Source organism: Pantoea sp. PNA 03-3, from assembly GCF_003201175.1.
Classification (GTDB): Bacteria; Pseudomonadota; Gammaproteobacteria; order Enterobacterales; family Enterobacteriaceae; genus Pantoea; species Pantoea stewartii.
The window spans coordinates 491,404-517,819 of the sequence record NZ_QICO01000002.1; the positions used below are offsets into that span (position 1 = coordinate 491,404).

Annotated in this window: 29 protein-coding genes; 6 read left to right on the plus strand and 23 right to left on the minus strand. The window is 55.0% G+C overall.

Annotation, left to right across the window (positions count from 1 at the left end):
* Window positions 1–475: 475 nt before the first annotated feature.
* Window positions 476–1,306: a hypothetical protein gene (locus C7433_RS08680; protein ID WP_110267980.1), complete on the minus strand. Its 831-nt coding sequence runs from the start codon at window positions 1,304–1,306 to the stop codon at window positions 476–478.
* Between the two features lie 236 nt (window positions 1,307–1,542).
* On the opposite strand from C7433_RS08680, the gene C7433_RS08685 reads away from it, so the two are divergent.
* Window positions 1,543–1,761: a hypothetical protein gene (locus C7433_RS08685; protein ID WP_110267981.1), complete on the plus strand. Its 219-nt coding sequence runs from the start codon at window positions 1,543–1,545 to the stop codon at window positions 1,759–1,761.
* Window positions 1,762–1,786: 25 nt separating this feature from the next.
* On the opposite strand, the gene C7433_RS08690 is transcribed toward C7433_RS08685, so the two are convergent.
* The 5 genes from C7433_RS08690 to C7433_RS08710 all read right to left on the minus strand — a co-directional run bounded on the left by C7433_RS08690 (window position 1,787) and on the right by C7433_RS08710 (window position 6,463).
* Window positions 1,787–3,310, minus strand: coding sequence for a conjugal transfer protein TraG N-terminal domain-containing protein (locus C7433_RS08690; RefSeq protein WP_110267982.1), 1,524 nt, complete (start codon window positions 3,308–3,310; stop codon window positions 1,787–1,789).
* Between the two features lies 1 nt (window position 3,311).
* A complete protein-coding gene (locus tag C7433_RS08695; protein ID WP_110267983.1) occupies window positions 3,312–3,659 on the minus strand; it encodes a hypothetical protein in 348 nt (115 codons plus the stop codon).
* Window position 3,660: 1 nt separating this feature from the next.
* Window positions 3,661–5,013 (minus strand): integrating conjugative element protein, encoded by a 1,353-nt coding sequence (locus C7433_RS08700; protein ID WP_369974377.1) that lies wholly within the window; start codon window positions 5,011–5,013, stop codon window positions 3,661–3,663.
* A 74-nt stretch (window positions 5,014–5,087) separates the two neighbouring features.
* Window positions 5,088–6,053, minus strand: a complete 966-nt coding sequence (locus C7433_RS08705; RefSeq protein ID WP_110267985.1) for a TIGR03756 family integrating conjugative element protein — start codon at window positions 6,051–6,053, stop codon at window positions 5,088–5,090.
* Between the two features lie 2 nt (window positions 6,054–6,055).
* On the minus strand, window positions 6,056–6,463 hold the full coding sequence (locus C7433_RS08710; protein ID WP_110267986.1) for a TIGR03757 family integrating conjugative element protein: 408 nt from the start codon (window positions 6,461–6,463) through the stop codon (window positions 6,056–6,058).
* Window positions 6,464–6,683: 220 nt separating this feature from the next.
* Here C7433_RS08710 and C7433_RS08715 point away from each other — a divergent pair, with 220 nt between their 5' ends.
* Complete coding sequence (locus tag C7433_RS08715) at window positions 6,684–7,103, plus strand: hypothetical protein (protein ID WP_110267987.1); 420 nt, start codon at window positions 6,684–6,686, stop codon at window positions 7,101–7,103.
* A gap of 206 nt (window positions 7,104–7,309) precedes the next feature.
* On the opposite strand, the gene C7433_RS08720 is transcribed toward C7433_RS08715, so the two are convergent.
* The gene (locus C7433_RS08720) at window positions 7,310–9,295 is read right to left on the minus strand and encodes an acyltransferase family protein (protein WP_110267988.1); all 1,986 of its coding nucleotides are present in this window, start codon (window positions 9,293–9,295) and stop codon (window positions 7,310–7,312) included.
* A 301-nt stretch (window positions 9,296–9,596) separates the two neighbouring features.
* Entirely contained in the window at window positions 9,597–12,032 is a 2,436-nt protein-coding gene (locus C7433_RS08725; RefSeq protein WP_110267989.1) for an ATP-binding protein, read from the minus strand.
* A 128-nt stretch (window positions 12,033–12,160) separates the two neighbouring features.
* On the opposite strand from C7433_RS08725, the gene C7433_RS08730 reads away from it, so the two are divergent.
* Window positions 12,161–12,394 (plus strand): PerC family transcriptional regulator, encoded by a 234-nt coding sequence (locus C7433_RS08730; RefSeq protein WP_110267990.1) that lies wholly within the window; start codon window positions 12,161–12,163, stop codon window positions 12,392–12,394.
* 95 nt (window positions 12,395–12,489) lie between these two features.
* Here C7433_RS08730 and C7433_RS08735 read toward each other — a convergent pair whose 3' ends face one another.
* From C7433_RS08735 to C7433_RS08785, 11 genes are read right to left on the minus strand one after another with little or no spacing between them, the layout of a single operon-like run.
* Entirely contained in the window at window positions 12,490–12,894 is a 405-nt protein-coding gene (locus C7433_RS08735) for a hypothetical protein (protein WP_110267991.1), read from the minus strand.
* A gap of 11 nt (window positions 12,895–12,905) precedes the next feature.
* On the minus strand, window positions 12,906–15,710 hold the full coding sequence (locus C7433_RS08740; RefSeq protein ID WP_110267992.1) for a conjugative transfer ATPase: 2,805 nt from the start codon (window positions 15,708–15,710) through the stop codon (window positions 12,906–12,908).
* Complete coding sequence (locus tag C7433_RS08745) at window positions 15,711–16,127, minus strand: TIGR03751 family conjugal transfer lipoprotein (RefSeq protein WP_110267993.1); 417 nt, start codon at window positions 16,125–16,127, stop codon at window positions 15,711–15,713.
* The gene (locus tag C7433_RS08750) at window positions 16,114–16,341 is read right to left on the minus strand and encodes a hypothetical protein (RefSeq protein ID WP_110267994.1); all 228 of its coding nucleotides are present in this window, start codon (window positions 16,339–16,341) and stop codon (window positions 16,114–16,116) included. The genes C7433_RS08745 and C7433_RS08750 overlap by 14 nt, the downstream gene beginning before the upstream one ends.
* Window positions 16,341–17,864 (minus strand): TIGR03752 family integrating conjugative element protein, encoded by a 1,524-nt coding sequence (locus C7433_RS08755; RefSeq protein ID WP_110267995.1) that lies wholly within the window; start codon window positions 17,862–17,864, stop codon window positions 16,341–16,343. Before C7433_RS08755 ends, C7433_RS08750 begins: the two co-directional genes overlap by 1 nt.
* The gene (locus C7433_RS08760; RefSeq protein WP_110267996.1) at window positions 17,861–18,748 is read right to left on the minus strand and encodes a TIGR03749 family integrating conjugative element protein; all 888 of its coding nucleotides are present in this window, start codon (window positions 18,746–18,748) and stop codon (window positions 17,861–17,863) included. The genes C7433_RS08755 and C7433_RS08760 overlap by 4 nt, the downstream gene beginning before the upstream one ends.
* On the minus strand, window positions 18,748–19,407 hold the full coding sequence (locus C7433_RS08765) for a PFL_4703 family integrating conjugative element protein (protein WP_110267997.1): 660 nt from the start codon (window positions 19,405–19,407) through the stop codon (window positions 18,748–18,750). The genes C7433_RS08760 and C7433_RS08765 overlap by 1 nt, the downstream gene beginning before the upstream one ends.
* On the minus strand, window positions 19,404–19,778 hold the full coding sequence (locus tag C7433_RS08770) for a TIGR03750 family conjugal transfer protein (protein WP_110267998.1): 375 nt from the start codon (window positions 19,776–19,778) through the stop codon (window positions 19,404–19,406). The genes C7433_RS08765 and C7433_RS08770 overlap by 4 nt, the downstream gene beginning before the upstream one ends.
* A 9-nt stretch (window positions 19,779–19,787) precedes the next feature.
* Window positions 19,788–20,153, minus strand: a complete 366-nt coding sequence (locus C7433_RS08775; RefSeq protein WP_110267999.1) for a TIGR03745 family integrating conjugative element membrane protein — start codon at window positions 20,151–20,153, stop codon at window positions 19,788–19,790.
* Window positions 20,154–20,165: 12 nt separating this feature from the next.
* Window positions 20,166–20,405, minus strand: a complete 240-nt coding sequence (locus tag C7433_RS08780) for a TIGR03758 family integrating conjugative element protein (RefSeq protein ID WP_105091853.1) — start codon at window positions 20,403–20,405, stop codon at window positions 20,166–20,168.
* Window positions 20,402–20,719: an RAQPRD family integrative conjugative element protein gene (locus C7433_RS08785; protein WP_110268000.1), complete on the minus strand. Its 318-nt coding sequence runs from the start codon at window positions 20,717–20,719 to the stop codon at window positions 20,402–20,404. The genes C7433_RS08780 and C7433_RS08785 overlap by 4 nt, the downstream gene beginning before the upstream one ends.
* 173 nt (window positions 20,720–20,892) lie before the next feature.
* Between C7433_RS08785 and C7433_RS08790 the strand changes: the two genes are divergently transcribed.
* The 3 genes from C7433_RS08790 to C7433_RS08800 are packed head-to-tail and all read left to right on the plus strand — an operon-like array spanning window position 20,893 to window position 22,218.
* Entirely contained in the window at window positions 20,893–21,354 is a 462-nt protein-coding gene (locus C7433_RS08790) for an STM2901 family protein (RefSeq protein ID WP_110268001.1), read from the plus strand.
* Entirely contained in the window at window positions 21,339–21,671 is a 333-nt protein-coding gene (locus C7433_RS08795) for a DUF1493 family protein (RefSeq protein WP_226374780.1), read from the plus strand. The genes C7433_RS08790 and C7433_RS08795 overlap by 16 nt, the downstream gene beginning before the upstream one ends.
* Before the next feature lie 34 nt (window positions 21,672–21,705).
* Complete coding sequence (locus C7433_RS08800; protein WP_110268003.1) at window positions 21,706–22,218, plus strand: GNAT family N-acetyltransferase; 513 nt, start codon at window positions 21,706–21,708, stop codon at window positions 22,216–22,218.
* Between the two features lie 73 nt (window positions 22,219–22,291).
* On the opposite strand, the gene C7433_RS08805 is transcribed toward C7433_RS08800, so the two are convergent.
* From C7433_RS08805 to C7433_RS08820, 4 genes are read right to left on the minus strand one after another with little or no spacing between them, the layout of a single operon-like run.
* A complete protein-coding gene (locus C7433_RS08805; protein WP_110268004.1) occupies window positions 22,292–23,053 on the minus strand; it encodes a TIGR03747 family integrating conjugative element membrane protein in 762 nt (253 codons plus the stop codon).
* Window positions 23,040–25,154 (minus strand): type IV conjugative transfer system coupling protein TraD, encoded by a 2,115-nt coding sequence (traD, locus tag C7433_RS08810; RefSeq protein WP_110268005.1) that lies wholly within the window; start codon window positions 25,152–25,154, stop codon window positions 23,040–23,042. The genes C7433_RS08805 and traD overlap by 14 nt, the downstream gene beginning before the upstream one ends.
* A gap of 19 nt (window positions 25,155–25,173) precedes the next feature.
* Complete coding sequence (locus C7433_RS08815; protein ID WP_110268006.1) at window positions 25,174–25,941, minus strand: hypothetical protein; 768 nt, start codon at window positions 25,939–25,941, stop codon at window positions 25,174–25,176.
* A gap of 3 nt (window positions 25,942–25,944) precedes the next feature.
* On the minus strand, window positions 25,945–26,415 hold the full coding sequence (locus C7433_RS08820) for a hypothetical protein (RefSeq protein ID WP_110268007.1): 471 nt from the start codon (window positions 26,413–26,415) through the stop codon (window positions 25,945–25,947).
* Window position 26,416: the final 1 nt, after the last annotated feature.

A 26,416-nucleotide genomic window follows, 5' to 3' on the forward strand; every position in this document is an offset into this window, starting at 1 on the left:
CGCTCCTCTGCTTTCAATGCAAACGTGGAAGATGCCCAAATGTTCCAAATGGTCATACCCGCGTTGCAAAGTTCGCAGCAGCCCTTCAGCGTCAGTGCGTAAAGAAAAGTGAAAGCGATACGGCCGAAACCGTTATCAGAAAATGCCAGAAATGGTTTAGTAAAAGAAAGGACCTTTATCGCATCGCGATCTTCGTTCTCAAAGGTTAAACGAAGTTACCGCCCGAAGGCTCCGTCTCTCAGGTCATGACGGTTTTGGCAGTGCAATCACCCGAAGGCGTCCCTCTCAGATTGCCGGGACATTGGCGTGTTGCGTAAGCAACGGTACAACAGCAGGAATGTTAGATCGTTATGAGATCCATTTACAAGCTAAATATCATAGCGACATATGGAGCTATGTTTAGTTAAGCAGGGGGCTTCGAATAGCCCCAGGGAAAAGGATTATGCTCAGTGCTTATTGTCAGGAATTTGAATAACTAGCGCCCCCATGTTTTTGAATATGCCTGAGATAAAATTTGGTATGCCGAATCAATGTCAATATTGCTATAACAATTTTTGTAAAAGCTTTCGACCTCCTTATCAATAATAACAATACTGGAAACTGGCAATTCAACCATACCTGTGGGGGAACGGTTAAGTATCACCCACTCTTCTCCTTCCATCTCATCGGTGCGAAAATTAAGATGCGAATACAGAACGTCTTCTGTAGGGATGCTTAACTCTAATGAAATAGAACCATACCCGCCCTTGTCATTAGTGTCTGTAAAGGAATTAATAACATCCATATATACGGGTATTGTTTTTCTACCTATAACTTCAGCAGAAGCCTTGCAAAGCATGAGCACACCACTGTAATCCATTTCGGAAATCCCAAAGGGTGATATTTTAGCTGAACTCACTCCCATTAAGCGTATCTGCCCAGGCGCAATTTCACGCCTCAAATTTATATGACTTACGCCAGCCTCCTTTAGTGCTTTCTGAGTACCATTGTAGATTTCCTTCAACTCGCTCACAACCTCGTTCAACTGCAGTTCATTAAGCGACTTTATCGTTTTATCAACATCCTCTTTGTGTCTAAAATAATTTTTGTCATTATTAATAGGTAACTTTAGATCACCAAATAGCTTTGAATAAAACCATAATAAAATGGCGTAACCATTACCTTTCTCTTCGCTAAATCCCCTGATGTATTCATATTCCTCAGATTTACTTCTATACCCAATGCAAGCAGCAAGAATGTCGTTTTTCATGCAGTGTTTTGATTTAATAAAACTCTCATCCATTTCAAAGGTTTTGAATGATTTCATTTTTACTCCTGAGCGAGTTACAAGATGAATTTGCTGTTATGTATCCTGTTCTATTTGCTCGGTAAAAGATGAATTTTGTAATTAATTGAAAACGGCTGCCGCACTCAGTGAGTACTGTTTTGCCAACTTAAGCTTGTAAACGTAAACCCGAGATGCTGTACAAAAATTTGCCAACTTAGCTGTCTTTGAAGTAATCTTGAGGTTAGGCGTTTACCATAGTATCGGAGGCAAATTACATGGCCAGCGACTGGAATGAAGAGCTTGATAAGTACGAGAATGGTCGTAGCTTTGGTGAGGATTTGAAGGATTCGTTGCGTGCCACTTTAAATGCTGCTTCCTTAGTTGCATCAAACCTGCCCAAATCAGCCTCAAGAAAAGGTACTGAATCTAATCCGTTAGATGGAGTGATAGGTGGAGAGCGCTATATCGAAGGCATTCATGTCGGAAATGAATAAAGGCCGACCAGTCGGCCTTTTTGAATTATTTAAGCCCTTTCGTAATTATTCCTTTACCTAAGTTTGTAGCTGCAGCACCACCTTGTTCTCCAGCTTTTTGTGGCATGTCTCCACCTTTGACAAAGCTTGATGCTATATCTCCAACTTTAATCCCAATCCACCCAAGCATTCCTACCCAGAACATTGGAAACACCACGTACATCATTCCCAGCACCATATTCATAATCCAGCCGTCACGCGGTGAACTGAGGAAGTCTGCAATAGGTTGCCCCGAAGCCAGTCCGCCTTGAGCCAGGTTTGAGTACAGGATGGTGATCAGTCTGTCATCCAGCCAGCCCGCCAGTGCCCACCAGAACGTGATGAACTGCAGCGCAAAGAGCGCAAATGAAATCGTTACTACTGTCTTTGGCTCATAAGCACTGAACATCATCAGCACGGGGATGACGATGATGATCATCATCTGAAGCAGCGCCTGTATCATCGGCAGTGCCTGCTTGAGCGCATCAAAGCCCGGCAACGCCTCAACCTGCTTCATGCCCAGCCCGACAGTAGACGCAAACCGCGACAGGCTCCCTCCGATACCACTCGTTGTGTCCGCACTGCCGGACATGTAGGTGACGCCGCTCCCTGAAATTTCTGCGTTGCTGGGGCTGACCAGCCAGCGCAGCGCCGGCTCTTCCCACTGTGTGCCCGGGAACTGGCGCTGAAGCTCTTTTCGGGTAGATTCGCTGAAGCTGGCCAGTACACGCTTGCGCAGTCCGTTGCTCCCGTCTGACCACCATGTTTTGCACGTCGGATATCCCCCCTGGCCCGTATCCGGATAGCCGCTGTCACGACTGCTGCTGTATGGCCACTGGCTTCGTGGCGTCATGGCCGTGTAATAGTCGTAATAGCCCGATGTATTAAGGAAATAGTCGCTGCCAATCCAGCCGACTGAGTTGATGGTGGCGTCGCTCAGCTGGCTGTTGCTGTTCTTCAGCTTAAAATAGGCCCGGGAGTAACACTGATTTGCAAAGTCCTGGACCTCCTGCAGCACCACCGGGTCGCGCAGTTTTGTGTTCTGCACGTCAAAGCGCAGCTGCCGCAGCTGCGTGCCGCAGGGAATGGACGCAATCATCGCCTGTGTAGTGCCTTTCGACATCGCATGCAGCAGATACCACCACACCGGCACTTCAGCCGTACGGCCGTCGAAGTCGTTAACCAGCCCTTTATAGCCGGAGTTCTGTGGCGTGGGTACGCTGAAGCCGCACTGTTTGGCCCGCGCGTCGTCAAACTTGATCGTGCTGATATCTACCGGCAGCAGCGGAATGCAGCAGACCAGCATGACCAGAAACGAGACATAGATGGCGTGCTCGATGCGCGGCAGCGCCAGAACGCCTTTGTTGCCCTCGTCGGCACCTTCCTCCCGCACCTTCAGCCACACGCCGAGGACCTTAAAAACCAGCGGCAGCGCGAACAGACCGGTGCTGCTGAGGATGCCCCACATCGAGTTATTGAGCACCCAGCCAAACAGGATGAGGAAGTATTCCAGGTAACTGTTCGCCGTCATGTCAGCCTCCCTGAACCGCATTTGACCAGGCCACGTACTCCGTGGCCAGAAGATAAATGATGGCAAGGCGCTCCAGGCGCGGCAGGCCTCCGGCAGCGTCCGGCCAGCGCTTTAGCAGGCGCGGCCGCAGCTTCATAATCCAGATGCACCCGATGAAGACGTACATGCACAGTCGCCAGGCAAACATGGCCCAGCGGCTGTCATAGAGCCACTTCTGAATAAGGTGGCCATCGGGGTCGTACGCCATGAACACCGAAGCCAGGCCAAAAATCGCTGCCATGGCCACGACGGTGCTGAGGAATATCAGCAAAATGCGGCCGGTGAGGCCGCTCAGGAATCTGCGCTTCATGTCAGTTGCCTCCCGGCTGAGGCTGGCTCATCTGGCTGAAGCCCTGGTCCTGATTGCCGGCTTTCTGCTGCAGCTGGTTATCCTGATTACGTTCGCCCTGACGCTCAAGCGTGGTCAGCAGGCTGTTACTGCTGATGGATTTGCGCAACTCCATCTCGTTACGCAGCGCGTTCAGCTCGCGGTCGAGCGCATCCACGCGACGGTCACCCTCGGCGATAGCCTCAGGCTGTTCGGCCGCGTTCGGCTCAGACTCACCGGTCGTCAGCATGCGGCGCATGGTGAGTGCCGCCTCAACCGTGTCAGCCATGGCCAGCTCACCCGCCAGTCTCTGCACCAGTGCGGCCCTGTCCGGGTCATCACGCAGCGCCTGAATCACGCCGCGCGTGACAACGAGGCTGCCGGTTTTGAGCGCGGCCAGATTATCGGCCGTGGGCTGTAGCTGACCGTTAACCAGCTTGCTGAGCTGCTCCAGGTTGGTTTTGGTGGCGTCTTCCAGTACCGGCGAGAAGCCGGTGCCGGCAACGGTGCTGCCCGGCTGGTTATCCGCGCCGCCGCTGGTGCATTCGCTGGTTTCACGGCAGGTCCGTATAGAGCGGTCGCCGAGGACTTTAACAACGGCCGCAGCGGCTTCATCGGAGGATTTGTAGCGCTGGCAGACCGTACCGTTGCAACTGGATGAGCCTACGCTTCTGTTGCTGGTCACCGGCAGGCTGTTCATCATGTTGTAGCCGGCTTTTGCCAGGTCACGCGTGGGCTGAATCGCCGGCTGTCCCTTGCCGCCGCGTTTCTGGCCACCGACCCAGGTCACACCTTCTTCGCCGGTGGCCTTCTGCAGTTTCTGGTCGCTCGATACCGCATCACCGCCGCTTGATGCCACGATGTCTTTATACTCTTCAGACACGGCCGCCTGCTGCCACTTACTGCCCAGAGTGTAGTCGGCCAGCTTTTTTGACATGTTCTGGCAGTTGAGCTGGGCCTTGTCGAAGTTCAGGCCCGCCTGCAGCACGCCGTTGGTCAGCATTTCATACAGGCCCGGATTGGCACGCTGAATGGCCATCGCCGGCATGCTCATCACCGCGCCGGTCGCGCCCTGAATGACGTTGCCCATGAGGTCCTTAAATCCGCTGGTGATGCCGTTGAGCTGGTTACCGACGGTGGTTTTCAGGTCGAAGTTGCCGCACATCAAATCGCTGCTCCAGCCGCCGTCCAGGCCGAGGCGCGACATATTGCTGCGCGTTGAGGGCGGCGAAATGACCGAGCCGCCACCTATGGAGTAGAACAGGCCGTCGTTGATGGCGCCGCTGACGCCCGCACCCTGCGAGGAAAGCGTGGTATCGATGGCCAGTGCCGGCATCGCCAGGGAAAGCAATAATGTGCCCGTGGCCACGCGCAGTTTCTGCGTGAATAAAATCATCATGCTGTGTGTCCTCATGAAAAGTCGGTGCTGTAAAGGAAGGTCTGGCCACGTCGCTTACAGCAGCTGTATGGCTGCCAGAGTGCCCAGGCATAATCGCCGCTTTCCGCCGTCTGGCCCCCCGTATCCGGAAAGACCGCGCAGCTCTGCGACAGCTGAGGCGAAAGCCGCTGCCACTTGTGGTTTTTTGTGCCGGTGTTTTCGGTAACGGGGTCAGGTGGCCAGTAACCCGGAGACCGCTGGCCAACAAGTGGGTTGTAGACGTGCAGCTGTCCCTCGCGGGTGATGATGTCGGCCACGCGCTGAACCACGACGGCCGCCGATTTGTAGCTGTCGGTCTGCGTCACGAAGCCGCTGCGGGGATAAACGTTGCCCCACATCTCGCCGGCAAACGTATTTCCGATTTCACGCTTACCGGGAATCAGCGCTTCCGGATAGAACGATTCAGGAATGCCCGTTCGCCAGGCCAGTGCGTCCATGGCGCTTACAAAATAAGGCACGAACGGCGCGGCGGCTGAGCGGCAGGAATAGCCCGGCACCATGCCGCCGATGAGCGACGTCGCCGGGTGGCCATATGCATCGCCGTAGTAGAAATGCAGGTTCTGTTTGCGCATGCCCGGGGCCTTCATCTCCTGACGGCCTCCGCCAGTTGGCACGCCGGCAAGACCGCCGGATACCAGGCTTTCAGCGCCGCCTGCCGTGGCGCTCATGGCTGACATTTCGGTCCAGGGGTTGTCGCCCGGGTTAAGGTAGGCAGAGACCACGGCCTCCGGAATAAAGTGGGTAACTTTGACCGAGGTTTTCACCGTGCAGCCAAAGGGCGTGCAGAGCAGCCAGTAGCAGATGCCGCTGATGCGCCAGCTGATACAGTCCGGGCTCATGGCGCTGGAGACCAGGCTAGCGGTGTTCACGCTGGCAAGCGTGCCGGTGCAGGTAAACAGCGTGGCCAGCATCAGCCGGCGCGGACGGGGAAGGCGCATGTTCACGGCTGCTTCTCCCGCCAGGCATCCAGTTTCGCCCGGGCTGCGGCGACGTCGGTTGTGCCGTACACCACCCATTTATCGTCAAACACCACGGCAGGGTACTTTTCCAGCCCGAGTGACCAGGCATGTGCGACGCCGGCATAGCTCGCCGCTAACGCCTGCTGATTCTGACGGAATGCCGGGGAGGCGATGAACGCTCGGGCCTGATGCTCTGCCTGCATCGGGTTAGCGGAGAGCGGGCCGAATAGTTGGGCCTGGAGACGGTCGGGCGCGTCCAGCTCGGTGACGGTGACGTCGGGACTCAGTTCGCCGTTAACGGGGTGCGCATGGTCGGTATAAATCACGGTGCCTGCACGGGCACCTGCGGTGAGAAACAGGGTGGCAAGGCAGCAGAGGGGGATTTTCATGAATAACACTCCCTGAGTGGATAATGCAGTCAGGGTGCTTTCAAAAGATTAGGCAGTCATCAGTAAACTCAAAACCGTGTATGCATAATTAATTTTTAGAAGTTCACAGCAATTTCCAACATTGACAGGTGCTGGATCTGAAAGCTTGTTGACTTATTGAAGAGTGAAAGATAAAAAAGTCTTTTTAAAAGTTTAATTTAGTTTATATAAAGGGAGTTTTATGTCGTTAATAAAATCAAAAATGATCACCGATGCAATGCCTTCAGATGAGACTTACAAAAAATTGTTAGAGCATGTTGGGCTACCTGAAGGAACCTCAGTGGGGTTGATGGTATTAGAGGTAGACTATGACCGGAAAAAAATCTATTGCTGCCTTTCCGGTGGCGAGATGATTGACGGTAGTCCTCACATGACATTAGTTGGTCAGGCTGCATTTGAAGCACTGTGCAATTTGGATGTACCCAATGAAACACTTACAATTCAGGAGGTGAAGTTGGGTGAGACGCCTTTGAAAACGAAGGTCAAGAGAACCTTAGATAAAGCACCTCGCAATTCGAAAATTTGTTTTATAGGCGATATGCAGGGTGAGTTGGATGGCGTACTAAGTTCAGTTTTCAATATAGAACAAACAATTCACTAATCATCAGGTAACAATCCATCAAGAAGGAGTCGCTGCTGTCGATAAACAGTAAGCAAGCCCGTCGGAGATGCGAGCATGTTACATATAATGATTAGCAAATTCAGTTTGGGGCCCATGGGCCCCTTATTTTATCCGGTGACCAATCTTAAAAATTTTTAGCCCAAAGCGGACCTGAAATTCAGGGAAAAGCGCCTGAGCGATGTCTATTATGGATGATTATCTTTAAAAGGGTTACCGTCCATTTTCAGATACTCCTCTCCAAAAATATGTGCGGCATAATCATTCAGATGCCCGACATCACGGTAAATGGGCGAGCCCTGAACTTCAGTCACGCATAAGTTATCAGCGCACTGTGCATCCTTGATATCGATGATGATCAAAGAGGGGTAATCTTTCTTCAGCGCGGTAAACTCCCCGTCGAACCATGAACGCGGCGGACTGGTGACTTTGGGAATATCACAGGAGCCATCCAGAATACTTTCCCTACGGATCAGATGGTCTTTAATGCAGGCTTCATAACCCTCAGGTCTTGTATAAATTTCCTTCATGATGACTGGGCGCGCACCGGACTTAACGATAATGTCGAAGGCCTCTCTCAGTGCTTTATACAGTCTCGCCTTTGAAAGTTCAATGCTGCGGGGATCGCCCGGATGGTTCAGGATTTTATCGCTGACGTACATTGGCCATAACTCACCAATGATGACGTATTTGTATTTTCCTGACTCAATATCCTGGTAATACTTTTGCGTATTGATGTGACACTGATCGTAGGTAGTATTGCGGCTCTTAAACCACCAGTCGTACTGGTACAGGCCCGGTAATGTCAGACATGTGGCCGTGCTGCGCGCGGTTATCCTGAGTCCGGCATTTTTGGCCAGAACATCGAGGAACATCCAGTAGTGGTTGGCATTGGAGTCACCGATAAAGAACGCTCTTTTTTTTGCGTCAGCCGGTCCGAATGTACAGTAGTCATCCGGATACTTCCCTTCAACATCATCTGTAAGGCAGTCAGAACGGTGGCCGGAAAGATTTTTGTATTCCAGCTGAAGCGCTGTTGTGTGCGCATACGCACTGCCAAACCGCCAGGGGAAAAACTCACCCTTTCTGGCAGCAGCATAGAGACCCAGGCTTATCAGGAGGGGGAAAATCATCAGCCAGCCAAACGTTGCCCGCAGCGGTTTCTGATTGCGTCTGAACGGCATTTCAATGAAACGGTATGAAAGGCAGGCGAGCAAAAGTGACGTACCCAGTACGCCGGTAATCAGCATTTTATTACCGAAGAGCTTCATATAGTGCAGAACGGCAATGCCGGGCCAGTGCCACAGATAAAACGAATACGAACGTTTACCCGCCCACACCATAACCCGCGACGAAAGTAATCGTGAAGATGCAGTCAACGTGGTTTCGCCGGACAGGATAACTGCGCCCGTGGCCAGAACAACAAACACAGTGAATACATTAGGGTAAGCAGGAAGCACGTTACCTTTTAAGGCGATCGCTATTAATACAGCCAGAGACCCGATACCGGTTATGTCTGCCGCTTTCGCCCTGAGCTTTAGTCTGCCAAACGCCAGGCAACTGCCCGCCTGCAGTTCAAAACACCGTGTCAGCAAATCATAGTAGTGGTCTGTATGTGAGGTTGCTGAAACATAAAGCGCGTATGACGTCAGAAACAGGGTTGCCGCACAGTTAATATAAAAGGCACCAGAATTGCCGGCATACTTCAGCGCTATCAGTAAGAGAACTGGGAAGCACAGATACCACTGCCATTCGACGGACAGCGACCACGTATGAAGAAGAATAAGGTAGTTTGCGTCTTCGGATGCATAGGTCGTGGTGACATCTGAGAAGTAACGGTTTGACGAAAAATACAGCAGGTTCTTAATGCTGTGTAAAAACGTATTGTAGTCATCGGGCAGGTAGAAAACACTGCCAAGTATCGCTGCGAAAAATACCACTACTAACAGAGAGGGCTGTAGCCTCCATATCCTGCGATTATAAAACGCACTTAAGCTAAATTTACCTTCTGAATAACTGTCGAGTATTATTTTTGTTATTAAAAATCCTGAAATAACGAAGAAGATATCTACACCGATAAAACCTGAAGCTATTACACTGAGTCCTGCATGGAAAAGTATAACAAGAGTGACGGCCACAGCACGCAGGCCGTCAATGTCGCTACGGTACTTCATTTTTACCTCGGAAATCGAAGAAGGCGTTTTGGTAAGTTTATGATTATACAGCGTTGATTAAGCTGGAAGTTAAACAGAACATTAACATAACATTCCCGTGTTAATGTTTTTATTCAAAGTTGTAATTGTTCGGAAATACGAAAGTAAATATTGATTTTCATTCATATCATCAACGTAATCAGCTAAAGATAACGTTGGCAGTGTCGATAACAGAGTGGCAAGTTGGGATAACCCATTAATTAAAAATTCGATGACTGAGACATACGCGTTTAGGGGCCTTACTGGCCCCTTTTTTTATTTATTAATTCAGTCTGTCAGTCTCATTTGAATGTCGCCATTCAAGATAATCAAGTTCCCAGTAAAATCCTGCAGCGGCAGCATTGCGCTCAATCGTTTCGCGTGTCTCACCCTCATTAACGTACTGCAGCCATGATTCCGGGAGGCTTTCTTTTGGTCGGGTCTCGGACTTTTGAACAGCTGAAGCAGTGTCGTCTGCTGTGGGCAGAGGTCGGTATCCACCGGGCTGTTCCCATGTTTTTCGCTGCCAGGCATCCAGCTCCTCTTCATCTGTATTTGTGATGTAGACAAGATATTCTAAAATTTCCTGCGTGAGGTTTTCGGGGGTTGCGCCGGGAAGGGACTCAAGTAAACGAAGACGACTGGACTCCAGGTGCTCACGCTCTTCCTGCTCAGAGGCAGCAAAATACTCGGTCTGGTCTTTTATAAGCTGCAGGTATTCAGGCGACGCTTTGTAAGCTTCCCACTCTTCCTCCTGAATTCTTCTCTCCTCAGCCCTGCGCTCGCGGGCGACTCTGGCCTCCTCGATCCCCTCAGCCACAACGTCAGCCCAGTTGACGGATTCGGGTGTAAGTATGCCGGCTACCCCGAGCTGCTGATTAAGGAATGCCAGACGGTCCCCGTCCTCCGGTTCGACAACTGCCCCGACGTCATCAGCCAGGCTGTCAGCACTGATAATCCCGGGCAGGCCGTTCCTTTCACGACCAGTACTGGCACGCTCAGCCAGGTAACGCTCACTCCACGCCTGGCCTTTAGCGCGTTTACCGGCCCCTTCAAGGCTGGTCGTGTATTTCATCAGCCAGACGTGCATAAAATGCTGACGTTCAGCCGCACACTCTGTACTGATATCGTGAAACCGCTGATAAAACCCCTCATCGTGGCCGCAGTCCATGCTGTCACCTTCGTGTGCCACCTCGTGTTCTGTCAGGCTGAAGAGTCGACTGGCCGTCCTGAGCGCGTCGGTTTTAAGCTGGCGCACGATATCAATGTTATACGCGATGTAAGTCTCACCGTCCGTCCAGGCTTCGGCCGATGTCGACTCGCCCAGCAGAATCTGGAATCGCACACCGCCGTGAGCCCGGGAGGTGCTATGGCGTTCGCCGCCCGAGCACACCCGTGCATACTGGGCCAGGCAGTAGCGCAGCGCGGTCCAGGCCCTGCGGGTTTCCTTATCAAGCGTCGTTTCACTCACCATCTGCGTGCGGTCGACAAAGTTTGCGCTGAGCGTGTCAAAATCGATGAGCTGCAGCTCTGAGCTGAACGGCATTCCCCAGCGGCCGGAAGACGAAAGCTGTTCGCGGAACGCGATGAGGTTGTCACGCACCCGACTCATGCATTCCAGAAAATCATCCGCGCTGTCGCAGTTAAAGCGCGTCAGCGTCATTGGGTGAATGACCGGGGCGATGCCGGCACGCGCTATGAGCTCCCCGTGGGGGACGTTGCGAGCATACTCAGCCACAGTAAAACAGTTTTTATCGATGGCAGAGGGATAGTAGCGGCATTTACGCAGGAAGTGCTCCAGGGTGACGTGATGTTTGCCCGGGAGCAGCGTAATCACTTCTTCGCCGTTAACCAGCGTCTGCAGGTCTCCCTCACCGGCAAGCAGCGCCCGGGCGGTTTTCTCGCGCCGGGCCTCGGTTTTGCGGTGGCTTCCTGTGTTGTCAGAAAAGGCCTGCGCCAGCCCGCTGAATTTTGCTGCTATCTGCTTCCAGACCATGCAGCTCTTGCGCAGAATCTCAGTGCGCGACACGTTTAGCGCTATGGCTTTTTTACTCACGATAAGACCGCCAACGCCCCAGTTGTGGCCCGGGTCGTGCCTGACAAGTACGCCCTGGTTATAAATGGATACAGCGCCGTCTTCCCGCAACCGATACCAGGCTGCGTCATCCTCAGCGTCCCATTTTTCCAGTTCCGGTTTACGCGTAATCACGTTGCCGTTGAGGCAGACCGAGACGGGCGTGTAGCGCACCAGGTCACGAATTTCCTGCATGCATGACATACGCTCCTGAGTGGACATCGGCTCATACCAGTCACCGCTGATGACACACCCCTCCTGAATCTCACCAGGCTCTGTCAGTTCATATTCATAACCCATTACCCGCGTGTCGACCTCCATCTGCCAGCGCTGCGAGCGCCAGACGGTCCGGGCATGAGCCATAATCTGGCCACGGCCGAGGCGAAAACGGCCATAGGTGGCATCGCCTTCACGGTGTGGCGTACCGAACCGGCCAAAATAGCGTTTCACATCGTCATGTGAAGCAAAACCATGACCGTCGTCACGGCAGGTAAAGCCCTCCGGGGTAATCTCCAGAATGACCGCACCCGCGCCAGCATCGACGCTATTCATGATGAGTTCGATAAGGGCTTTGGCCACTGTTCCGGCCTGGCTGTAAATGATGTGGTGAATGATTTCGGGGTCGAGTTCGAAGGGATGTCGCATCAGACTGCTCCTGTAGTGGTTTCAGAGCCATTTTCCTGATGCTGATTAAGGGTTAAATGAAGAAGTCATAACGGGAGCCTGAAAGAATAGCGGGTACGATCAGGCTGATTAATACGAGCAAAAAATCAATGAAACTGGAAGACAGCATTGCTGAATCACTTGAAAAACGCGGCCTCTGGCACCGTGCCGCACGACGCTGGCTGGCAGTAATGGATGGCTCCAGTGACGATGCAGAAAGAGAATTGATTGCCAGGCGGCGTGAGCATTGCCTTAACATGGCGGCAGATATACCGCCTGACGGTCGTCGTGCCGAGACGAGACGATTGTATAAGGCGCGACAGCGTTACAATGAAGGATACTAAATCGTAGTATTAGCGGGCTCTATGCCGCCCGCACCCGCAGCCTCCGTTCCCGCCCGACACCACACACCGGTGCCGGGCGATAACGGAGGGTCTGTTTAATGACAGATATCAGCTTCAGTCGCGCGGTCAATCTCCTTTAGCACCCAGAGCATATCTGTCGCATCTGGCACACAGATATTCCAGCGGATGCCGGTCCTGTAATCCACCTCGGTTGGCCATAGCGTATTGCCTGTCACGGTGATGAGAATATCCAGAGCCCTGTTGTTGGCACCGGAGAGATGCACGGCCGTGCAGCTGCGTCGCCCGACGCGATGCGGATAGACCGATACCAGCAAGGGATGCTCAAGGCGCTGACCTATCTCCTCACGGAGCTTCACGATGGCACGGTTATCCGTCTCACCCACCGATGCCTGCCCCTGCGGCGGAACGGTAAAAATGACAGTGGCAATTAAAGCCTTGTCCCCGACAACCAGTGGCGGCGCCATGGTCAGTTTTTTCATAAAATCCCCTGTCAGTGAATAAGACCACGGCTCTCGTCAAGGCGACGTGCAACATGGTAAACGGCCTCAAGTTCCGTGCATTTAAATTCATTCATGATGGCCCGGCGTTCTGCTTTCTCTTCTTTTTCCGTCATGCCCAGCGCCAGGTAGAGGCTCGGCGGTACGGCCCGAAACAGCGCCTGCACCTTTCGCGACAGAATCACTCCCTCGGTATATTTGCGCGGCAGTTTTGTGGCAGAGAGCAGCATTGCTTTTTGCTCGTCATTAAGCGTCTTGAAGCGGGCAATCTGCTCAACCTCTTCAGGCGGCATAACCAGACATATCCACCACTCGGCCATGTTCAGCATCTTTTTCGACGTATCAGGGAAGTCGGCAAGGTTCTGGGTAAAAATCCAGAGCCAGGTGCCTAACTTACGCCACATTTTGGCGATTTTGGTGGCATAGGGTCCCAGCAGTGGGTTGGTGGTGACAATATGTCCCTCATCAATGGGCACGATGATGTCACGGTCAAGATACTGATCGCGTTCGGCGATGTTGTTGATGGTATTCAGGAGGGAGATAACCGCCACGGCCATCTGAGCCTCGTACCCTTCGCGGGCCAGCTGCCCCAGGTCCACGATCGTGACGTCGGCCTCAGGCCAGGGGGTGCCTGGGCGGTTGAACAGTTCGCCCTCAAAACCTTCCGTGAACATGCGCAGCGCCTCTGACATCTCCTCGGCGCGTGCGCGGCGGGCCGGCGTGCGTTTCTCGCGGCCGTCGTCGCCCTGGCTGATGTCATGAGCAATGTCTTGCAGCGCAAACATCAGGTCCTCGGGCAGCATCTGGCGGGACTCAGCATAAGCTTTACGGGCGGCATCCATGATGGCTTCGCGGATCATGCCACGGTCGGCACGCGTCATTCTGGACTCTTCAGAGGCTTCTCCACCGGTAATCATCAGGCGGGCAGCAATCTCCATTTCCCCCAGAACGTCACGCTCACCGTCTTCATCATCCTCATCGTCTGCGTCAGTATCCGGCAGGTCTTCCTCACTGATGATCAACGCTTCGGGCTTCACATCCAGCAAAAGGTGCGAGTCACCAAAGGGTGCCAGCGACACGACCTTGCCGGGCTTGATGCTGACGCGATGAACGCTGAGGCCCAGCGACGCACAGTAGTCACCGTAGAGGCCAAAGCTGTTCCCCGCCTCAATCAGGAAAATACGCGATCGATAGATGGCCACCATCTGAGAAAGCTTGTCGACCGCCGTGGCTGACTTGCCGGCACCGGTCGGGCCAAACAGCAACAGGTGCGCGTTCTGGGTGCGATCCTCTTTATTCAGCGGGTCGACAGACAGCGGACCGCCGCCCCGGTTAAAAAAGGTGAGACCGTGATGGCCGGTGCCGGTGTCACGCCCGTAAACCGGTGACAGGCAGGCAAAGTGCTGAACAAACATCAGGCGAGTGTACCAGTTGTGGCGGTCAAGCTGCGGGTTAAAGCACATCGGCAGCGCCCGCATGTAGGTGCTGAGCGGACCGATATCGTGTTCCGGATTAACCGGCTCCAGCCCGCAGTTCAGCAGCTTGCTGCTGAGGTCAAGGTAGCGTTTGCTCAGGGCGTCCTCGTCCTGACCCTTTATGAGCAGGGTAATGGCCGCCCGGTAAAGCTTGTGCTTGTTACCCAGGAACGTGCGGGCCGTGGCGGCATCTTCACGCGCACGCAGCGAATCGACGTTCTCTCCCATCGAGTTGCGGCTCAGGCTGGCAAAATTCGCCTCCAGTTTGTCCTGAGGCTGCACAACCAGCGTCATGGCCAGCACGGTGCCTTCCGGCAGCAGATCCATAATGGCGTTGATGTTGTCACCGCGCTTTACCTCGCCGGTGAGGTGTCCTGTCTGCGGGCGGGTACGAAGTCGGGCGACCGGCACCGCTTTGTGCGCGACGTTATCAAACCACCATATGCCCTTGTCCGCATCGCTGCGGGGGCGGGTGAACCACAGGCTTTCGCTGAAGTCATTGAGCAGAGGAAGGTCCCCGGGTGCGTCATCGCGGTGACGGGCACAGCGGTAAAGCGTGGCCTTTTCCGTCCACTGGGGCGCAGGGTTGAACCAGCGCAGCAGCCAGCTGTGTATCTGTTCGCCATTCTGGCGCACGGAACGAATGCCGGCACCGCTCATTGCCGAGGTCAGACGGCCGCAGACCTGATTCAGTAAAACTTCCGGCGCCATCGGGTCGCGGTAAGGCTTTTCCACCCAGCGGTAAACCACCATGCGCGTGCGACGGATCTGCCCGCGCCAGGGTGCACCTGTCACGGTTTCATCCATAAACAGGCCTTTTTCAGCGGCCACGTTCTTCAGATGCCGCTCCTGTTCGTTCAGCCAGGCCTCGGTGAAAGCCGTGCCCTGTGCCCGGGGTCTGACGTAGCCCCGGATGGAATCCATATACGCCGACAGATCTGAATCGTCCTGACAGAAGAACTGCACCACCCACTGATGTGAGTCCAGCTCGGGAATGCTGTCCTGCAACGCATTTTCAACCACGTCACGGATTTCCTCCAGGCGCGATTCTGGACGGCCTTCAGTGCCGACCGGATTGATCTCATAAACTGCTCCCACAGAAACGCCGTCGTCGAGCAGGATGCACTGGTGTTCGGGAAGGTATTCCCCCCAGGGAACGTGGTCAATAATTGAGGGACCGGTGGCATACAGGCCTGATTCATCGGCATGCGTCAGCCGGCCGTCACGGGTGATCGGCTCATGGCCCTCAACCGAGAACGGCCCGTGACCGTGCTGATGTTCAGTCTGGGCTTCACGGCTGCGGCGAAAAAGACGAAAGGCCATTTACAGCGCCTCCGTGCGTTCGCCGGGCAGCGCGTACTGCACCTGGCTGTAAAACGGGAAAACGGTACTGTAGCCCGGCACCGGCGTGTTGCCGTTGGCCAAATGCGGAAACACATACATCACCATATCCGGATTGGGCAGGCGCGGAAACGTCTGCTGAATTTCATTTTCCTGAGTGCGGCTGTAGCTGTCCCGGGTCTGTTGTCCGATCGTACGTTCGCTGTCGGAGACCGGCCGGCGCAGCGTGGTGCGGCTTTCAGCGGTGGCGTGCGTAGTAGATGCGCCGTTGTTCCAGAGCTCCAGCATGGTGCTGTCACCGGGGGGCAGCATTTCATCTTTGGAGGTGCTGCAGCCGCTGAGGATCAGCGCGGTCAAACCAGCCAGTGCCAGCGCCGCCAGAGTTTTACACTGACGCATCCGGCACCTCCGGGGCTGGGTGTTCAATATAAAGGGAGGCAAGACGCAGGAATTTACCGTCTGCAGCTCGCACGACTGTTTCACACTCAAGCCTCATCAGCCTTTGCATCACCGCAGCCGGATTGCCCACGGGACCAGCACTTTCAGCCAGATGCCCGGCCTCACAGGCCCGTACATAATCATTTAAATTACTGGTTGTTAGTTCATTTTTCATCAGTCCATCCCCGAGCCTGAGCCTGCCAGGCTGAAGTCATACTTCACCCTGCGGCCTTTTTCTTCATAGTCGATCGCCAGCTGGCGGGTAATGTGCAGCGCCACGGTCTGACCCGGCGGCACGTATATCGCGTCAAACGTCTGGCCATAACGCTGTTTTACCCAGTCCACGGTTTCTTTCATGCTCCCGGACAGCGATTTACCCAGCACGGCCTGTCCCGCATCACCGGTCAGCGTCTGCGTCACGCCGCCCATGGCGTTGGTCTGGCCCGTCATCTGGTTCTGTGAAAGGGCATCGCCGGCAGCGGCTGCGCCGGCCAGCAGGCTGATAGTCGGCAGATAGGTAGAGGCGTTGCTTTTACGGGTGCCGGAGATGCAGGGAATGCCGTTGTCATCCGACAGCCAGCCGATACTGTTATTGCCGTTTCCGCTGCTGTTCTGTGAATTCTGGTTATTACTGCCGCCGTTCTGGCTGTCCGGCGACGGCAGCGTACGCACCGTGCCGTCCGCGAACACAAACGTGATGCTGGTAATAGACCCGCGCACGCAGGACAGCGTCCAGTCACCGGTCGCCGTACCGGACACGATGGCTCCCTGAACGTCCGGCAGCTCGATGCCGTTGGCCGTCAGGTTGTCTTTGCCTAACATAACCTTGAACGGGTACGGATCGGTCACTTTGCCGTCTATGGGAACGCGGCCAAGCAGTGCCGTCATGGCGCGACTGCCGACCAGCGTGGAGTTCTCCGGCAGCGTAAACACCGGATCGACGGGTTTCACCGCATCCGGCACAGTCTGACTGACGGCTGTGGAAACCGCTGCGCCGGCCTGCTTACCGGCGTCACCCGCTTCACCGAACGACGAGGCAAACGAGAAGCCGGTCGCGCTGTTTTTATTGCTGTCAGTAACGGGTTTGCCGCTGGCATCCACCGGGATACCGTCTTTGGGTTCGACCCACTGCAGACCGTCTGAGGCAGGGGATGACATTGCAACGCTGCCACTGGTGCCGTTGTCATAGCCCAGCCCAATCGGGATGTCGCTGCCCGGTGAAGTGGGTTTAGCCGGCGAGGCCGAATTTCCGTTTTTAAGCTGCTCAAGCATCTGTCCAACCTGCGAACTGAGGTCGGAGACCTGTGCGCTGAGTTTTGCCCGCTTCTCGGCCTCGTCAGCACGGGCGTTTGCCACCGCTTCGTTGATTTGTGCATCCACGTTGCTGTTGGTCTTTTTCAGATCAGTGTTTTCTTCGTTCAGCTTTTTGTTGTCACTGGCGAGCGTATCGAGGCGGTCCTGAACGCGGCGAAAATTGCCCACTATCGTGCGCAGGGTGTCCTGCGGCGTGTCGCCTTCTACGCCCAGCGCCTTAAGCTCATCAGGTGTCAGGTCTTTCAGCGCTGCATTGGTGGTTTTTTGCGTCGACGCCGTTTTTTCCTTTGAATCCGAGCAGGATTTGACGCCCACGACGATGGCGACGGTCAGCACCACCGGCACCGCAATTTTCACTATCAGGTTTGTGCCGGGCTGGCTCATTTCTTCGCCCTCCGTGCCGTTTTAGGCATGACCGTGACGGGTTCAGCGATAAACGCGCCTTCAGGGCGTCCCTGAATGACCAGGTACACAACCGTTGTGTCTTCCGGCGTGCCTGCACGACCCAGCCAGCGGTGCTGAAAGGTCGCCGTCTCGAACTGGCCCTGCAGCTCTCGCGGGTCTAGGACCACCTTGTCGGCCGAGCGGTTACGCACCTGCAGCGCCACCACGCTGTCGCCCATCAGGCTCCAGGCCGCCATCGGCGTGACCGACACGGGCTCGCCAGGCATCAGCGTGGTAATGGACGATGGCAGTTTCAGTGACACTGGGCTGATGCCCGGCACCGGCTCCACGGTTCGGACCGGCCCGTAGAGGCTCTGCGCGGCATAGCGGGTCAGTACCACCGGCAGCGGCGCGCTGAGTTTTGGTGCTTTGCGTGCCGGCGCAGTGTCAGTACCCGACACCGAAGAAGTGTTTTTACTGCTGCTGCCTGCATCACTACTCACCGACTGTCTGTCACTGGCCGTTGCAGTGGCCACTTCACCGTCATAGACCAGCTTCACCGGTTCGCGCGTCCCCTTGCCGGGCACGGCGCTGACGTCAAGCAGGATGACTTCGCCGTTTTCCTTGCTCTGCAGCTCAATGCGCGTCACCGGAAAGGCCTCTTTGGCATCGAAGTACACCGCGCCGCCGGTGCTCTGAATACGCACTTTGCCGTTGAGAGAGGGCGGGAACCCCACACGCACGTTTTTATTCACAAACACGATGCGCTCCTGGCCGACGGTGAGCGGTATCTGCAGCGGAATACGCTCCCACTTCATGAGCTCAACCGCCTGCGTCAGGCCTGAGACCAGAAGCAGGCAAAGCAGTATCAGAGGACGTTTCATCACTGGAATACTCCTGATTTTTTCTCCGGCTCCGGCTGCGGCATGGCTTCGAGCTGCTGCGGCGTGGAGTCATAGCAGTCAAGAGCCAGACCAAAAGGATTGCGGGCCGGATCACCTTCCCAGCGCACAACTTTGAGTGGGTAGCGAACAAGCGCCCGCTTGACCTTCTCGGCGTGGTAATACTCGTCAGCCACCAGGTCGAGCCGCACCACCCAGCGATCGTCGCTAAGGATGTCGACGCTGCTGTCGCTGTAGCCGCGACGGGGAATTTCATACACCACGCGCACGCGGTCCTTGAGTTCGCCACTGTTTTTACGAAACTCATAGTCCCTGTTCAGAAAATCCTGGCAGGACGGCGTCAGGTAAGGGCTGAGCTGGGCAATCTTCGCCGAATAGTCCACCTCACCGTTGGTCGGCCAGGCGTTGAGCTGCTGGAAGATGTAGAACGCAAAGGCGTAAACCGTATAGGGCGGAATAACCCACCATTTCTGCGTGCTGCCGGAGCGCAGGTCGGGCGGGATGTGGATAGTCATATCCGAGGGCGCCCGCATCCAGCCGACTGAGGTGACCAGCATGCCGGCGAAAAAGAGCACGCAGAAAATCCGCAGGGAAAAGATGTGGTTATCACGCGCCGTGATACCGTTACGAAACCGGCTCATGCGGACCTCCTCATTGCCCGTGCGGAAGTGCGCTGCAGCTCCCAGGCGCGGCTGGCCAGAATCATCGAACGCGACAGGCCCAGGCGGCAGCGGATTTGTTCCAGCCGCTGCCAGATGTAGTTCTCAGGCTTGCCGCGCTTGTAGGCAGCAATCCAGTTCCCGCCGAAAAACACAGTAAGAATCGGCATCAGCAACATGCATGTCGGGAACGCCAGCCAGCCGACGTGAGGCACCAGGCAAAGCGGTACGCCCAGTGGAATGCCCACCAGGCTGCCCGTACCTGCCGCAAGCAGAAACTCGCCGGCGGTAAATCCCCGGTACACCACGGGCGGGTAATTGAGCCGGTCGGGGAGAAAGTCGATAACGGCCATCACTGCTCCTCAGAGAATGTCTGCTGCCTGTGTCGCAAGGAAAATCACCACCAGGATGAGGATGATGCCGACGACGCTGTAAAGAATAAGTTCGGTCCATGTGCCTTTTCCCTTACGCACGTCATGGAAGGCGGTGATGACGGCGTGTGCAACAGCGAGAAAGGCGCCAACGCACACCAGTAGACCTATGCCCAGCCCGCCCATCTTTATGTACCCCATCCCGGCGTTCCAGAGTCCGCCACCGCCGCCCCCGGGTGGCGGCTGTACGGTAGGGAGCCCGGCCCGGGCCTGACCGGCAGCCAGAAGCAGTGGCAGAATCAGCAGCGTGGCGCGAAGTCGTGCGGCACGGCAGAGCCTGATAAAACGGGATTTCATAATGGTGTCCTTTCAGTTAAAGAAGAAAAACAGGGTCAGCAGGTACAGGAGAACCAGACGGATAACCAGCTCATTGAACTGCCTGAGTGTGATGGCTCTTGACGCCCATCCCCGGTAACCCTGCACGATGGCCCAGGCAGAGAAGAGCAGGATGACGATGGCGAGCGCGCTCAGGATGAGAATGTTCAGCTGGGAAGGCGTGAGGCCGCCGCCGGTGCCTGCCGCCCAGCCGGAGGTCTGTGCGCCGTTCATCGCCAAGCCGGCTCCTGCGCCCGGTACTGTCCGGTAACCGACGCTGAGCCGCTGTCAGGCTGTGCCCGGGACGGTTCGAGGTAGGTGGAAATACCCTGTTTCATGGTGGCGATATCGCGGGTGGCCTGCTGATAGTCAAAGTAAAAGCGGGCATCCTGATTCTGGTTCGCCACCACGCGGGCGTGGTCAAGGCCCGCCTGAACCTGATCCAGCTGGCGCATAACCAGCGCGAGCTCATCCTTTTCGGAGGCATGGCACACAATTGCCGGCATGACGCAGGCAAGGAGTGCAATGAAAGGGGGTAAACGGCGCATGTAAGGCTCTCCCGGGTAACAGATGAAGGTGAGAGTGACGCAACCGCGCCCGCCTGACAGCAGTAAAATCTTTATGGATTTCTGAAAATAAAAGCAGATTGTTTCTGGCGAAAACCGCACCGGCTGGGCGATGATTAATTAAACAAAGCATTCATATCCGGAGCTAAAGGCACATGGACACGACCGAAGAGCTTAATGGCACGTATTTTTATGGCGGATACAGCAATGTTACCCACGTCCAGCTGTTCTGGCTTGTAGGCGTACAGGTGGTGAGTGAGCATCTCGGACTCGCGGCGACCGACGCGGCACTGGTTCTGGCAGGACAACCTCTTATTCCCACCCGCGCAAAACCCGGTAGCGCCACAAAAGGCACTTCAGTTGCCTCTCTGGCTTCCCGATATCTGCTGAATTACCGTTTTCCAAAAGGCATGTTACTGCCGACACTCAACGGCAAAACCATCAGTCAGTTGCACGTTAGCTGGACCAACCATCTGGGGGCGTTTGTTGGCCGGAATGTCCCGTGGCTGGGCTGGATAATGACGTTTACCACTGTCTACAACATCTTTAACGATATACGCAGCATTTACAACCGGATTGCCCGGCCGGAACACCGCATCCAATGGACATATTTTTAATGGACACCCTGAGCGAAGAAATCATTACCTTTGTGAGAGAAAACTATGCCCGCCGTCGCTTTATCTTCTGGGGCGAACGTCTGCCTGTTACGGCAGAAACCCGCATTCGGGATGACCTGAAGCTGACTATAGAAACGGCAGAAGCGATGATGAAGGAGTATTTTGAGCGCTGGAGTATTCACAGTCAGGGCTTCAACATCAGAAATTATTTTCACCCCGAGTTGCCAGGAACGAGAGACGTACCTGACCCTCACAAGCCACTGACCGTCAGCATGCTGATTGAGTCGGCCCGGGTTGGCCACTGGCTTTTCCAGTAAGGCGAAACAGTCATCCTTTGTCAGGAATAAATGAATGACTTTAATTCTGCGCGAAGCAAGACAGTCTGATGTTTCGCTCCTGAGTGAGCTGGGTGTCAGTACATACACCCATCATTTTAAACAATACTGGACCCACAGAGAGGAACTGGACGAATTCCTTAAGCAGGAATATTCGTTACAGGTCATCGAAAGCAGCCTTACTGACCCTTCCGCAGGCTGGTATGTAGTCGAAACGTCGTTTCCGATCGGATTTGTGAAAGTCATATGGCGGTGCAGCATTCCGGGAACTCCTTTACAGGGAACTCTTCTTAAAAAACTTTATCTTTCAGAAGGCTCAACCGGGAAAAACTACGGTCAACTCATATTTGATGAAGTTGCTGAGATGGCCAAAGAAAGAGGTAGTGACTTTCTGTGGCTTGAGGTTCTTAAAGAAAATACCCGTGCGCGTAGATTTTATGAAAGACAGGGTATGACGTTTATCAGGGATAATTTCTATAACACTGCCACCCAAAATGTCACGGTGCATGTTCTGGGCATGAACCTCTGAATCCTCTTTTTAGTCATAAAAAAGGCCTGCAGCAGCGCAGGCCCTCCGGGCACATCCCCCGCAAGCACACACATCACAGATACTTTTTGAACGACGCCGTCACAACAGCCAGTACGCCACCAACCAGCAGCGCAGAGGGCAGCAAAAACAGATTTGGCCAGACTGCTGTTGGCCATGCCAGATAAAGCATGCAGGGGCCGTAAAGCGCAGGCTTAACGAAGCGTTTGGCGTGGTGATAGACAAAACTTGATTCGTAGCCTGCCCCGTAGCGACGCAGGTCACGCCTGACCAGTCCCTCAACGATGCCGGTGATGATGACCAGCCCGAACAGCGGGATGCTGAGAAACAGGATCATCACGCGGATAAAGAAAATCAGCGTCACCCAGAGCGTGGCCTGCAGGTATTCTCCCAGCCTGCTGATGAGGGATGCGCCGAAGCCGTTCAGGGCCGGAATGAGACCGCTCCCTTTTCGGCTCGTTTCCCTGAAAGAGGCCAGCCAGTGACTGAATCCGCTGTCCACAAACAGCCAGTGCCAGGCGGCCTGAACCCAGCGGGTGATGGTTTCCACCGGCGTGGCCATCAGCAGGCTTCGGGTATACCCCGAAGACAGCCAGTGGCTTTCGTCCAGCATCACCTGATAGCTGTGCGCCGCGCCCTCGTCCGGCCAGAGGAACGTCATGCACGCATATTCAACACCCAGGCTGACGAACAGTGAACCAATCAGGATGCCGATGAGGCTCAGCGGCATGTCCCACAGAAGCAGCGTAAAAGGGCCCGGGTGTCTGTGTTTCGCGGGAGCGCTCTGCCGGGTATTTCCGCCGTCATTCTGGGACATGAAGGCCTCCCGGAATACCGACATCACCACCTGTCCACCAGGATTCGCCGCTGCGGTAATTCTTCTCCATGGTGTCAGCCAGCTGTTTCAGGCTCGCCGGCATAAAGCGATCACTGTCATCGCTGACCGGCAGCGGCATACGGATTTTCCACAGCCTTCCGCCTTCCAGCAGGGCAAAGGCCTGACCTTTCGGCAGATTGATGATGTCAGAGGGACTAATCATCGGCACCTTAACCAGCGTCACCTGATCGCTGACGTTACTGTTGAAGTCCGTGCCTTCGCCCGGGCGGGAGACGTCGGTCACGCCTGACGTCAGGGTTTTCTGGTACACCCCCACCTCAGGCAACTGATCGGTCAGCAGCATGGCCGTGTTTTTCTCTTTAACACGGAGCATGACCAGGGAGTTAAAGTTACCGATGACCTGACTGGCTTTAGCCGAATTTCCGATGCGGGCCTCAATGTCGGACAGCGTCTGGGTGTAGGCCGTGACCTGAAACCCGGCACCGCCGCCCTTGTTAATGAGCGGAATAAACTCATCGCCCATCAGCTCGTTAAACTCGTCACAGTGCAGATTGATGACGGCCTTGCCAGCTTTTTTGTCGCCCTCATCGCCCAGACCAAACTTATAGATGTGCCCGCCTTCAGAGACCAGGTCAGCAAACATGCTGTTCCCCACGGCGGCGGCCACCACCGGGTCAGACAGGGCATCCAGGCCGACGTAGACCACGCCCCGGGATTTGATGATGTTGTGCCAGTCGAGTATCGGGCGCGGATCGTTAAGGTCGGTGTAGTCAGGGGCAAGCAGCGCCGCCGTCTTTCCGGTGGTGAGCTTTTCCAGCAGCGGCAGCAGCGAGGCCACGATTTTGTCAAAGTAAGTCCGGTCATACTGCACCGCACTGCGCAGGCCATCCAGGACAGGGTCCCAGAGCTTTTTACCCTCAGGACTGCCTAGCACCTGCTCTGAGACCCATATTTTCTTACCGTTCTCCCGTCCCTGGAGGTGTCGGGGCAGATCCCTGTCTGCTAACGGAAGCGCTATCTTAGCCTGCATCGAAGCGACCAGCTCTGGAGCCTTTTCGCTCAGCAGGTTATCGACATAGGTCTCATACAACTCGCCGATGTTGGTTACGTAACGCAGGATCAGGCTGTAATCCGGACGCTGGCCAAGGGCGACCAGCGCACGGGTAATAATGTTAACGAACCGCCAGGCAAACTCACGGAAGGCGGCAGAGTTACCCTCGTCGGAAAGCTGACCCGCGACGCGCGACGCCACCTCAGAGATACGGCTGAAGCGACCCACGGCGTTATAGCGGGCGCTGATGTCCGGCCAGCCAAGATGGAAGACCCAGAAATTGTCCTGACGCCCGGCGCGGTGCGATTCGGCATACATGCGTCGCAGAAGGTCTGCATCGCCTTTGGGGTCAAAGACGATGACCACCTCAAATTCACCAGCGGCGTTACGGCGTCGGATATCCTGGGTAATCATCAGCTCTGCCAGGCGGGTTTTGCCGACGCGGGTGGTGCCCATGACCAGCATATGTCCCACGCGCTCGCCCAGGTCAGACATGACGTTAACCTCATCAGGCTCAACACCGTGATAAACGGAACTGCCGCCGACCGGGGGGAGCGGCCGGAACGGGTTTAAGGCAGAGTCTGCCGACGTCATCCGGCACAGCCACGGCAGGCTGTACTCCATCTTTTTTTCCAGCTCGCGGGCCATGCGGTACATGACCGAAGGCTGAACGTAGATTTCGCATTCAGGACGGCGGGCCTCCATCAGCCGCTGCGTGTGCCGGGGCGACCACTGAAAACCTTTGCCGAGGAACAAATGCCGGCGGCTGACCGGTATCTGGTCACTGGTCAGCGCATAGCGGGAAAGGCGACGTATATTGCGGCGGTAGCGAAGGATTTTTAATCCCTGAGAAGTGCGCTTCAGCGCCAGCACGCCGAATCCGGCAGCGGTCACCCAACTGACCGAGGGCGCCAGCGCGACTGACCAGGGCGCCGTCAGGCAGATGAAGGTGGCACTACCGGCCACGGTTGCCGAATACAGCTCGACGGCGGGACGGAGCAGCGACTCCATTACGTAACGATCGCTCATGCTAAAGACCCCTGTCGGTTTATCTGAACAGCCTGCTGAAAAGTCCCTGACGCCTGCCTTTGACAGCGGGCGCGTTTCGCCAGGTACGGAGTTCATGCAGGAGTTGCCAGCCTTCAGCAGGTTGTTTTATCTCCCCTGAGGCTTTAAGCCAGTGAACCAGAGGATGACTGAGCAGCTCCCCGCTCACGTCCAGTGAGGGGAAATAAAGTGATGAGGAGTAGATATCCGTTTTCCAGCCGGGATTATCCGCCCTGCTGAGGTGGACATGACTGACGCCGGTTTCAGCATACAGCCCCAGCGGCCTGTGCAGGGCCAGCTCATCACGCAGCGCGAGGTAAACTGCCAGCAATGGCTCATCAAATTCGTAATGATTCAGATGCACACCATGGAGATACGCTTTTTCCTGATCATGGAAAAAGAATCGTGCCAGACCGCTGCGATGATTACCGTCGGCACCGATATACCAGTCAATACCGTCATAGCTGTTGTAATACATGGACGGCTTCTTAGCTGACGTCTCAGAGTAATAGCCCGGATTTCGCTCAAGCATAGGGATATTACGGTCCATGCGTTTGCCCCGGTGCAGGAACTCATGCCAGCTAAGCCCCTGGTAATCCGGATGCGCCGTACCTTTGATGCAGAACACGTTAATACTGCCGGCATCAGCCCAGTAATGACGTTTGAGGAATCCCCCGTGCAGCCGCAGCCGGCTGTCGTCCCAGGTGCCAATCGTCTCACCTGCCCAGTGTGGCGGATTTGCATCAATTTTCGACAGAAATTCGCTCATCGTTCAGCCTCTCTGCTTGTCTGTTAAATCACCACCGCGAACCGATCCCTGCCTAGCTTGTCCTTCACAGATATCCCTTATAAATATACGGTCGCGCATCTTCTTAAATTCGCGATTATATTCGCGACGCAAAAACATCAACATGTCGATCTGGAGGCTCAGCAGGATTAACACCGGCCACATTGCAGGAAACTGATCGATTATCTTTAACAGCCCGCTGAAGGCGTTACCCAGGGTAAACGCCGGACTGGCAAACAAAAGAACCGGAACCGCCATCGTGAGGAGGGTCAGGACTGCGGAGAGGAACATCAATGGCCAGAGGAACACGGGCTTCAGCAGGTACATAAACAGCAGGAGCACATACGTCAGCACTTTAAGTAAAGGTTTGAATACGGCGTTAAATGCACCGCCTGCGTTCAGTGACTGCAGAAGGTTAATGGCAGCGACCGGCACGGTTCTGAAGAAAATATGCATA